A 9,837-nucleotide genomic window follows, 5' to 3' on the forward strand; every position below is an offset into this window, starting at 1 on the left:
TAAGATGAGTCAGAATGTCTATCAATTTATCGACTTACAGCGAGTTGATCCGCCAAAGAAAGCGCTGAAGATCCGTAAAATTGAATTTGTGGAAATTTACGAGCCGTTTTCAGAAGGCCAGGCCAAAGCACAGGCGGACCGCTGCCTGTCCTGCGGCAACCCGTACTGCGAATGGAAGTGCCCGGTGCATAACTACATCCCGAACTGGCTGAAGCTGGCTAATGAAGGACGTATTTTTGAAGCGGCGGAGCTGTCGCATCAAACCAATACCTTACCGGAAGTCTGCGGGCGCGTTTGCCCACAGGATCGTCTGTGCGAGGGTTCCTGCACGCTGAACGATGAGTTCGGCGCGGTCACCATCGGCAACATCGAACGCTATATCAACGATAAAGCGTTCGAAATGGGCTGGCGCCCCGACCTTACCGGCGTAAAGCAAACCGGTAAAACCGTCGCCATTATCGGCGCGGGTCCAGCGGGCCTGGCGTGCGCCGACGTGTTGACCCGCAACGGCGTGAAGGCGGTGGTTTTCGATCGCCATCCGGAAATCGGCGGTCTGCTGACCTTTGGTATTCCGGCGTTTAAGCTGGAAAAAGAGGTGATGACCCGCCGTCGCGAGATCTTCACCGGCATGGGCATCGAGTTCAAACTTAATATCGAAGTGGGCCGCGATGTACAGCTCGACGATCTGCTGAAAGATTACGATGCGGTGTTCCTCGGCGTCGGGACCTATCAGTCCATGCGCGGCGGGCTGGAAAACGAAGACGCTAGCGGGGTCTTTGATGCGCTGCCGTTCCTGATCGCCAATACCAAACAGATCATGGGCTTTGGCGAAACGGCGGACGAGCCGTACGTCAGCATGGAAGGCAAGCGCGTCGTGGTTCTTGGCGGTGGCGACACCGCTATGGACTGCGTGCGGACCTCGATTCGCCAGAACGCCACTCACGTCATCTGCGCCTATCGCCGTGATGAGGAGAACATGCCGGGCTCGAAGCGCGAAGTGAAAAACGCGCGTGAAGAAGGCGTGGAGTTCCAGTTCAACGTCCAACCGCTGGGCATTGAAGTGAATGCCAACGGTAAGGTATGCGGCGTGAAGATGGCGCGTACAGAGATGGGCCAGCCGGATGCGAAAGGCCGCCGCCGCGCGGAAATCGTGGCCGGTTCTGAGCATGTGGTGCCCGCCGATGCCGTTGTAATGGCGTTTGGTTTCCGTCCACACAGCATGGAATGGCTGGCGAAGCACAGCGTCGAGCTCGATTCTCAGGGCCGCGTGATTGCGCCGGAAGGCAGCGACAACGCCTTCCAGACCAGCAACCCGAAAATCTTCGCCGGGGGTGATATCGTTCGCGGTTCCGACCTGGTGGTGACGGCGATTGCCGAAGGCCGTAAGGCGGCTGACGGGATCCTGAACTATCTGGAAGTGTAAAATGAGAAGCTTGCGGGCTCCGTGCCCGCAAGCTCTTTATTCAAAGATAAACAATGCTGATTACCGCCTCGCCGTCCAGCTACACCTTCTGCCCGCTTCTGATATTATCCCCAACCGCTGCGCTTATCTGTAAAGGCGTCTTTGCCTGTGATAGCGGAACTGGCGCGGGCATCTCATGCCGTAATGGCGATCCCGGTGGACGTCTCACAGTGAATCGTTAAAGTGATGTCCCGCGCGCCCAGTTGGGTAAAGGCGGTGGTTGATAGCAAGCCGACATGCCGCGAGCCAAAATCAACGACGTCGTTATTACTAAAGTCGGTGTATACCCCGCCGCCTCCGCGGTCACGGTAAAATCCATGTTCAGATTGTTGGCGGCATAAAGTATTGGGCCAGGGTCAATTTGGCCGGGATCGCAAAAAAATCCGGGAACTAAAACGGGTCTATTTACACCAAGGCCGCCGACTATAGGATAAAAAAAGCGAAGCATGTTCAGAAACACGCTTCGCTCATTTTCAATGATGTTATCAAATTCAGATGTGAATTAAGATATAAAACAGGCCCCGAAGGGCCTGGCAAAGATTATTTTACGACGCGCAGCGCCGGACGCCCACCGCGAGGAGGCGGCGTATCGTCGGGATCGTCGTCGTGATTATCCGGCTTATCGCCATCGATCACCGACATGACCGTTTCGCTGTCAGGCAGCTCTTCGTCATCGTTCAGGCTAGTGACATCTTCATCATAGGCCGCTTCCGGTTCGAACATGGTCCCTGCGCCATTCTCACGCGCGTAAACCGCCAGTACGGCAGCCATCGGCACGGAGACATTGCGCGGCACGCCGCCGAAGCGCGCGTTAAAACGCACTTCGTCGTTGGCCAGCTCGAGGTTACCGACAGCGCGTGGGGCAATATTGAGAACAATTTGCCCATCGCGAGCGTACTCCATCGGGACCATTACGCCCGGCAGAGTGACGTCAACGACCAGATGCGGAGTCGGCTGGTTATCCAGCAGCCACTCATAGAACGCTCGTAATAGATACGGGCGACGCGGCGTCAGCTGTGATACATCCATCATTTAGCCCCGACCGAGACGCATTTCACGTTCGGCTTCAGTTAAAGAAGCAAGGAAAGAGTCGCGCTCAAATACGCGAGTCATATAGCCTTTAAGCTCTTTCGCGCCAGCGCCGACCAGCTCTACGCCGAGAACCGGCAGACGCCACAGCAGTGGTGCCAGGTAGCAGTCCACCAGGCTGAACTCATCGCTCAGGAAGTAGGGCTTCTGGGTGAAAACTGGCGCAATCGCCTGCAGTTCTTCACGCAGCTGCTTACGCGCAGTATCAGCCTGCGCAGCGGTACCGGTCTGAATGGTATTCATCAACGAATACCAGTCCTTTTCGATACGCTGCATATACAGACGGCTTTCCCCACGCGCCACCGGGTAAACCGGCATGAGCGGCGGATGCGGGAAACGCTCATCCAGATATTCCATAATGATGCGAGATTCCCACAGAGTGAGCTCACGATCCACAAGCGTCGGTACGCTTTGATTCGGGTTGAGGTCAATCAGATCCTGAGGCGGGTTGTCCTTCTCCACGTGCTCTATCTCAAAACTAACACCTTTTTCGGCCAGCACGATGCGGACCTGATGGCTATAGATGTCAGTAGGACCAGAAAACAGCGTCATTACCGAACGTTTGTTGGCAGCGACAGCCATGAAAACCTCCAGGTATATTCAGAATTTTTGTACTGCTGCCGACCACGCATGGCCAGCCAGATGTAAAAACCCCATTTGCGTGACTTCATTTCGTTCGTCATCCAAACAAAAAATGAACAATCACCTGCATTTGGGCAGAAAATTGGATGATAGTTTACCAGATTTTGAAGACGTTGTGGTGAGGGGATTCTGGAAATGCTGAAAAAGTGGTAACAATGGGGCGTTTGTAGAGGGAAAATGGCAAATTTATCCATAAAAAAACCCGCCGAAGCGGGTTTTTTCGCAAATTGTTCTGCGTGAGCAGAAAACAATTAACGTTTGGAGAACTGAGGACGACGACGTGCTTTACGCAGGCCGACTTTCTTACGTTCAACCTGACGAGCATCACGAGTAACGAAACCAGCTTTACGCAGTTCGCCACGCAGGGACTCGTCGTACTCCATCAGAGCGCGGGTGATACCGTGACGGATCGCACCAGCCTGACCAGAGATACCACCACCTTTAACGGTGATGTACAGATCTAATTTCTCAACCATGTCGACCAGTTCCAGCGGCTGACGAACTACCATGCGGGCAGTTTCACGACCGAAGTACTGTTCCAGAGAACGCTGGTTGATAACGATTTTACCGTTGCCCGGTTTGATGAAAACGCGAGCTGCGGAACTTTTGCGGCGACCGGTGCCGTAGTATTGATTTTCAGCCATTGCCTATAATCCCGATTAGATGTCAAGAACTTGCGGTTGCTGTGCCGCGTGGTTGTGCTCGTTACCCGCGTAAACTTTCAGCTTACGGTACATAGCACGACCCAGCGGGCCTTTTGGCAGCATGCCTTTAACCGCGATTTCAATCACACGCTCAGGACGGCGGGCAATCATCTCTTCAAAGGTCGCTTCTTTGATACCACCAATGTGGCCGGTGTGGTGGTAGTACATTTTGTCTTCGCGCTTGTTGCCGGTTACAGCAACTTTTTCTGCGTTCAGAACGATGATGTAATCACCGGTATCAACGTGCGGAGTGTATTCCGCTTTATGCTTGCCGCGCAGGCGCAGAGCCAGTTCGGAAGCCAGACGGCCCAGAGTTTTACCGGTCGCGTCAACAACATACCAGTCGCGTTTTACGGTTTCTGGTTTAGCTGTAAAAGTTTTCATTAAAAGCTTACCCAAATAAATAAGTTACACGTTGGTGAACACCCAAACGTTTAGTCAGTTGAGGTTCACACGACATTGTCCAGCAAACCTACCCCTTCGAATAGCCTATGCCGGCACATAGAAAGTTTTGGGAAAAAAACCTTCTCGTAACGTGGGGTCGCAAGATTATAGAGAAGTCGGGGTCAAAGATCGACCCCTTTATGTGATTTGTACCCGGTTTTACCCCGGTAAGTGTTCCCGCTTCAGATACTCCTCGCTCTGCATCTCCTGCAGGCGCGACAAACAGCGCTGGAACTCGAATTTTAACCTCTCACCCTGATAGATCTCATAAAGCGGTACCGCCGCGCTGACCACCAGTTTAACGTGGCGCTCATAGAACTCATCAACCAGGGCGATAAAGCGCCGCGCCTCGCTCTCCATCAGCCCAGTCATCACCGGCACCTCAAAAAGCATCACGGTATGAAACAGACGCGAGAGCGCAATATAGTCATGCTGGCTGCGCGCATCCACGCACAGCGTGGCGAACGACGCCGCCAGCGTCTGGTTCTCTACGCCCAGCGTCGGCAGCGGACGATGGTTGATCTCCAGCGTCGGCGCCTGTTCGCGCTTCGCACCTGCCAGCGCCAGCCACAATTTATCCATCTGCTGCTGGGTCTCAGCATTCAGCGGCGACAGCCACAGATGCGCCTGGGTCAGCGTGCGCAGGCGGTAATCAATACCGGCGTCGACATTCATGATATCGCAATGTTGCTTAATGGCGTCGATGGCGGGCAGGAAACGGGCGCGCTGAAGGCCGTTCCGGTACAGCTCGTCAGGAGGAATATTCGATGTCGCCACCAGGGTTATGCCGCGAGCGAACAGCGCTTTCATTAGACCGCCCAACAGCATCGCATCGGTAATATCAGAGACGAAAAACTCATCGAAGCAGAGCACGTCGGTTTCAGCTTTGAAACGGTCCGCAACGATTTCCAGCGGATCGCTGTGCCCCTGCAGCGTCGTTAACTCTTCATGTACCCGCAGCATAAACCGATGAAAATGCAGACGTTGTTTACGTTCTCCCGGCAGGCTTTGATAGAACAGGTCCATCAGCCAGGTTTTCCCCCTGCCGACCCCGCCCCACATATAGAGACCGCGAACCGCGACCGTTTCGGCAACGGGTTCGCGCTTGCCCAGCAGCTTGCCGAATTTCGCCCGTAAACCGCCGCCGGTTTGCGGCGCTGCCGAAGGTTTATTCTGCAATTCATGAAAAATCGTATCGAGGCGGCTGACCGCTTCTCGCTGTACGTCGTCAGGTTGGTGGCTCCCCTCGTTGAGAGAGGAAAGGTAACGCGATGTTGGGGACAGGCTTTGCATGATCTAATTCTTATTCCTTGAAAACCGTAATGCCGTAGCTCACGATTGACGAAAAAAAGGCCGCTCTACACTACGTGATGATACGCCAGGATTCCACTTCTGTGGAATTAGCGGTTATAGTGGCACTATCGGGCGCAGGCGGAGAGCCTCACAGCCATCCTACGGAACCACAAAACAACGGGAGATGTTCATGACCTGGGAATACGCGCTAATTGGGCTAGTTGTCGGCATCATTATCGGCGCCGTCGCGATGCGTTTTGGCAATCGCAAATTACGCCAACAGCAGGCGCTGCAGTTTGAACTGGAAAAGAATAAAGCAGAGCTGGAAGAGTACCGCGAAGAGCTGGTAAGCCATTTTGCCCGGAGCGCAGAGCTACTGGATAACATGGCGCATGATTACCGCCAGCTGTATCAGCATATGGCGAAAAGTTCCAGCAACCTGCTGCCGGACAGCATGGCGGACGCCAATCCGTTCCGCAATCGTCTGGAAGAGTCTGAAGCGGGCAACGATCAGGCTCCGGTCCAGATGCCGCGCGACTACTCTGAAGGCGCCTCCGGCCTGCTGCGCGGCGGCGTAAAGCGCGACTAATCCGCCAACGACAGTAAAAATATTTTCCGGGCGCACCCTCAGCGCCCGTTTCAACCTCTCATCCCAGCTACAATTTAACTATCGCCCACATTGTTACCGGGCCGAAAATTCAATAACATCGGACCATTCGGGACGTTTCCCATACACCTCAGGTTACGAGAGCCAGCATCTAATGAATAAACAGACTTTGCTGTTAAGTGCGTTAGCGTTAAGCGTTGGGTTGTCGTTGTCCGCCTTACCTCCGGCAGCAGCGTCTTTACCGACACAGGTTCCCGGCCAGGGCGCGTTGCCAAGCCTCGCGCCGATGCTGGAAAAAGTGTTGCCGGCGGTGGTGAGCGTACAGGTTGAGGGCACCGCGTCACCCGCGCAGAATATGCCGGAAGAGCTGAAGAAGTACTTTGGCGACAATGCGCCGCAAGAGCAGGCGCAGCCGTTTGAAGGCCTGGGTTCTGGGGTCATCATTGACGCGGCAAAAGGCTACGTGCTGACCAATAATCACGTGATTAATCAGGCGCAGAAAATCAGCGTCCAGCTTAACGATGGTCGCGAGTTCGATGCCAAACTGGTCGGCAGCGACGAGCAGAGCGATATCGCCCTGCTGCAGCTGTTAAAACCCAGCAATCTGACGCAAATCGCGATCGCCGACTCCGATAAGCTGCGGGTAGGCGATTTCGCCGTCGCCGTCGGTAACCCGTTTGGTCTGGGTCAGACCGCCACATCCGGGATTATTTCAGCCCTTGGCCGCAGCGGCCTGAATCTTGAAGGGCTGGAGAACTTTATCCAGACCGATGCCTCAATCAACCGCGGCAACTCCGGCGGCGCGCTGCTGAACCTCAACGGCGAGCTGATTGGCATCAACACCGCCATTCTGGCCCCGGGCGGCGGCAGCGTCGGCATTGGCTTCGCGATCCCCAGCAATATGGCGAAAATCCTCTCCCAGCAGCTTATTCAGTTTGGTGAAATCAAACGCGGCCTGCTGGGCATCAAAGGCATGGAAATGAGCGCGGATATCGCCAAAGCGATGAATCTCGACGTCCAGCGCGGCGCTTTCGTCAGCGAAGTGCTGCCAAATTCAGGGTCGGCCAAAGCGGGCATCAAATCTGGCGACGTTATCGTCAGCCTGAACGGCAAGCCGCTCAACAGCTTCGCCGAACTGCGCTCCCGCATCGCCACGACCGAGCCGGGGACCAAGGTGAAGCTGGGGCTCCTGCGCGAAGGAAAGCCCGTAGAAGTTGAAGTCACCCTCGACAAGAGCACCTCTTCTTCCGCCAGCGCCGAACTTATCGCGCCAGCCCTGCAGGGCGCATCGTTAAGCGACGGTCAGATGAAAGACGGGACCAAAGGCGTCGTCATTGATAATGTCGATAAAGCCAGCCCTGCCGCCCAGGCGGGGCTGCATAAAGACGACATCATTATTGGCCTCAACCGCGAGCGCGTAAGGTCCATTGCTGAACTGCGAAAAGTGCTTGAAAGCAAGCCGACGGTGATTGCGCTGAACGTCGTTCGCGGCAGCGAAAGCATCTATCTGCTGCTGCGTTAACTCGCCTTCCGGGCATCGCGTGCAGTGCGATGTCCGGACAAGACGTGTTATGCTGCGCCTGTCCATCCATCAACGATATCTGCATCATGCCTGGAAAGCTTTTACGTTCGATACTTATTGGTTTGATTGTCGGCGGTCTGCTGCTGGCCGTTATGCCTTCGCTGCGCCAGTGGCAGCTTTCGCCGACCACGCAATACGATAGCGCGGATGAATCCCCCGCCAGCTATAATTCCGCCGTTCGCCGCGCCGCCCCGGCGGTCGTGAACGTCTATAACCGGGCACTCAACAGCACCAGCCATAACCAGCTAACGCTCGGTTCCGGCGTGATCATGGATCAGCGCGGCTATATCCTGACCAATAAGCACGTTATCAACGATGCCGATCAGATTATCGTGGCCCTACAGGATGGTCGGGTTTTTGAAGCGCTGCTGGTCGGCTCGGATACTCTCACCGATCTGGCGGTGTTAAAAATCAACGCCAGCGGCGGCCTGCCGGTGATTCCGATTAACCCGAAACGCGTGCCGCATATCGGTGACGTCGTGCTGGCGATCGGCAACCCGTACAACCTTGGGCAAACCATTACCCAGGGCATTATCAGCGCCACCGGCCGTATCGGCCTGAACCCCACCGGGCGCCAGAATTTCCTGCAGACCGACGCGTCAATCAATCACGGTAACTCCGGCGGCGCGCTGGTGAACTCGCTGGGCGAGCTGATGGGTATCAATACCCTGTCATTTGATAAAAGCAACGATGGCGAAACGCCGGAAGGGATCGGCTTTGCGATCCCTTTCCAGCTGGCAACCAAGATTATGGATAAGCTGATCCGCGATGGCCGCGTTATTCGCGGCTATATAGGGATCAGCGGCCGCGAAATTGCGCCGCTGCATGCGCAGGGCGGCGGGATCGATCAGCTGCAGGGGATCGTGGTGAATGATGTTGCGCCGGAAGGCCCGGCCGCCCAGGCAGGGATCCGCGCCAACGACGTCATTATTTCGGTTAACGACAAGCCCGCCGTTTCCGCCCTGGAAACCATGGACCAGGTCGCAGAGATTCGCCCGGGCTCGGAAATTCCGGTGGTGATTATGCGCGATGATAAAAAACTTACGCTGCATATCGCCGTCCAGGAATATCCTGCGACCAATTAACAGGCTCCCCGCCAGGGGAGCGCTTTTCAATCAGCAAACAATGGCCCGGCCGGGAATTTCGCCAGAAACCCGGTCACGGCCAGCAGCGACCACAGTCCGGGCCACGCAAACTGGCGCTCCCGCAGTTCATCATCGAGCGTCATCAGCGCAAACTCGCCGTTATCACCCAGAACTCCCCCCTGCCAGAGCAACCGCTGGGCCTGCTGCCGCGCCCAGGGGGAATCACTTTTCCAGGCCAGCAGATGCAGCAGCGCCTGCTGCAGGCAGATGCCATATGAATGCTTATCCCGCAGCAGCCGCCGGTAAACCGGCAGCGATATGCTGCGCACGGTATAGAAACCGCTGCGGATTTCGCTATCAACATCCGCAATGCCAGCACAGAACTGACCGGCGAGGTCGCACAGACGATTGTGCGTCAGCGGCTGACCAAGAATTTCCAGACGCCCGGCAGCCGCACACAGTAGCCCGCTCCCTTGCTGCTCATGTGTCAGCGAATCAGGTAAAGCCGCCACCGTTTCAGCGGCCCCGGCCTGCGCATGCCGTACGCCAGCGTCATAGCAACGGACAAAAAAATCATGGCTACCCTGAGCGATTGATGGGTGCGCCAGCAGATTCAGAGCCGGATGCAGTTGTTCAAGTTCCTCCAGCGACGCAAGGGTGTAATCAACAACGCTGTCCTTTGCCGACGCCCTGCTGTCAGGACGTAATGCTATGGTTTCATTCATCAAAGTCTCCTTACAGGAAATCTCCCGGGTCGCGGCTGACGCCTTACCCGGGCTACGGGTATACAGTCATCTGCGATCCCGTAGCCCGGACAGGCGCAACGCGCCGCCTCCGGGAAGAGCACAGAACTACATCGCCAGCACGTACTTGAGCATCACCCCGGCGGCTATCGCCGAGCCAATCACTCCCGCCACGTTCGGGCCCAT

The 9,837-nt window shown here is 55.8% G+C and carries 11 protein-coding genes and 1 pseudogene; 4 read left to right on the plus strand and 8 right to left on the minus strand.

What is annotated here, in order from left to right:
- The first annotated feature begins 4 nt into the window (after positions 1-4).
- Positions 5-1,423, plus strand: a complete 1,419-nt coding sequence (gene gltD / locus CMQ96_RS13145; protein WP_024358762.1) for a glutamate synthase subunit GltD — start codon at positions 5-7, stop codon at positions 1,421-1,423.
- A gap of 173 nt (positions 1,424-1,596) precedes the next feature.
- Here the strand turns inward: gltD and CMQ96_RS28880 are convergent, their stop codons facing one another.
- From CMQ96_RS28880 to zapE, 6 genes are all read right to left on the minus strand, one after another.
- On the minus strand, positions 1,597-1,692 hold the full coding sequence (locus CMQ96_RS28880; RefSeq protein ID WP_223226930.1) for a DUF1120 domain-containing protein: 96 nt from the start codon (positions 1,690-1,692) through the stop codon (positions 1,597-1,599).
- A 310-nt stretch (positions 1,693-2,002) separates the two neighbouring features.
- Entirely contained in the window at positions 2,003-2,491 is a 489-nt protein-coding gene (gene sspB, locus CMQ96_RS13155) for a ClpXP protease specificity-enhancing factor (RefSeq protein WP_098066903.1), read from the minus strand.
- Between the two features lie 3 nt (positions 2,492-2,494).
- Positions 2,495-3,133: a stringent starvation protein SspA gene (sspA, locus tag CMQ96_RS13160; RefSeq protein WP_004134697.1), complete on the minus strand. Its 639-nt coding sequence runs from the start codon at positions 3,131-3,133 to the stop codon at positions 2,495-2,497.
- A 311-nt stretch (positions 3,134-3,444) separates the two neighbouring features.
- Positions 3,445-3,837: a 30S ribosomal protein S9 gene (gene rpsI / locus CMQ96_RS13170; protein WP_000829815.1), complete on the minus strand. Its 393-nt coding sequence runs from the start codon at positions 3,835-3,837 to the stop codon at positions 3,445-3,447.
- Between the two features lie 15 nt (positions 3,838-3,852).
- Entirely contained in the window at positions 3,853-4,281 is a 429-nt protein-coding gene (gene rplM / locus CMQ96_RS13175) for a 50S ribosomal protein L13 (RefSeq protein ID WP_004106200.1), read from the minus strand.
- Between the two features lie 219 nt (positions 4,282-4,500).
- A complete protein-coding gene (gene zapE / locus CMQ96_RS13180) occupies positions 4,501-5,634 on the minus strand; it encodes a cell division protein ZapE (RefSeq protein WP_049100555.1) in 1,134 nt (377 codons plus the stop codon).
- A 190-nt stretch (positions 5,635-5,824) separates the two neighbouring features.
- Between zapE and zapG the strand changes: the two genes are divergently transcribed.
- From zapG to degS, 3 genes are all read left to right on the plus strand, one after another.
- Positions 5,825-6,223 (plus strand): Z-ring associated protein ZapG, encoded by a 399-nt coding sequence (gene zapG, locus CMQ96_RS13185; protein WP_004125749.1) that lies wholly within the window; start codon positions 5,825-5,827, stop codon positions 6,221-6,223.
- 172 nt (positions 6,224-6,395) lie between these two features.
- The gene (gene degQ, locus CMQ96_RS13190) at positions 6,396-7,763 is read left to right on the plus strand and encodes a serine endoprotease DegQ (protein WP_024358764.1); all 1,368 of its coding nucleotides are present in this window, start codon (positions 6,396-6,398) and stop codon (positions 7,761-7,763) included.
- Between the two features lie 86 nt (positions 7,764-7,849).
- Positions 7,850-8,908: an outer membrane-stress sensor serine endopeptidase DegS gene (degS, locus tag CMQ96_RS13195; RefSeq protein WP_004134703.1), complete on the plus strand. Its 1,059-nt coding sequence runs from the start codon at positions 7,850-7,852 to the stop codon at positions 8,906-8,908.
- A 26-nt stretch (positions 8,909-8,934) separates the two neighbouring features.
- Here degS and CMQ96_RS13200 read toward each other — a convergent pair whose 3' ends face one another.
- Positions 8,935-9,633, minus strand: coding sequence for a triphosphoribosyl-dephospho-CoA synthase (locus CMQ96_RS13200; RefSeq protein ID WP_098066901.1), 699 nt, complete (start codon positions 9,631-9,633; stop codon positions 8,935-8,937).
- A 126-nt stretch (positions 9,634-9,759) separates the two neighbouring features.
- A pseudogene (locus CMQ96_RS13205) lies at positions 9,760-9,837 on the minus strand (oxaloacetate decarboxylase beta chain); the annotation flags it as partial.

This window comes from Klebsiella sp. MBT K-1 (assembly GCF_002556465.1).
GTDB lineage: Bacteria > Pseudomonadota > Gammaproteobacteria > Enterobacterales > Enterobacteriaceae > Klebsiella > Klebsiella grimontii.

Excerpts from the sequence above, each read along its gene's own strand:
- zapE (WP_049100555.1), bottom strand. The coding sequence starts at position 5,634 with ATGCAAAGCCTGTCCCCAACATCGCGTTACCTTTCCTCTCTCAACGAG.
- rplM (WP_004106200.1), bottom strand. The coding sequence starts at position 4,281 with ATGAAAACTTTTACAGCTAAACCAGAAACCGTAAAACGCGACTGGTAT.
- rpsI (WP_000829815.1), bottom strand. The coding sequence starts at position 3,837 with ATGGCTGAAAATCAATACTACGGCACCGGTCGCCGCAAAAGTTCCGCA.
- degS (WP_004134703.1), top strand. The coding sequence starts at position 7,850 with ATGCCTGGAAAGCTTTTACGTTCGATACTTATTGGTTTGATTGTCGGC.
- gltD (WP_024358762.1), top strand. The coding sequence starts at position 5 with ATGAGTCAGAATGTCTATCAATTTATCGACTTACAGCGAGTTGATCCG.
- CMQ96_RS13200 (WP_098066901.1), bottom strand. The coding sequence starts at position 9,633 with ATGAATGAAACCATAGCATTACGTCCTGACAGCAGGGCGTCGGCAAAG.
- sspB (WP_098066903.1), bottom strand. The coding sequence starts at position 2,491 with ATGGATGTATCACAGCTGACGCCGCGTCGCCCGTATCTATTACGAGCG.
- zapG (WP_004125749.1), top strand. The coding sequence starts at position 5,825 with ATGACCTGGGAATACGCGCTAATTGGGCTAGTTGTCGGCATCATTATC.
- degQ (WP_024358764.1), top strand. The coding sequence starts at position 6,396 with ATGAATAAACAGACTTTGCTGTTAAGTGCGTTAGCGTTAAGCGTTGGG.
- sspA (WP_004134697.1), bottom strand. The coding sequence starts at position 3,133 with ATGGCTGTCGCTGCCAACAAACGTTCGGTAATGACGCTGTTTTCTGGT.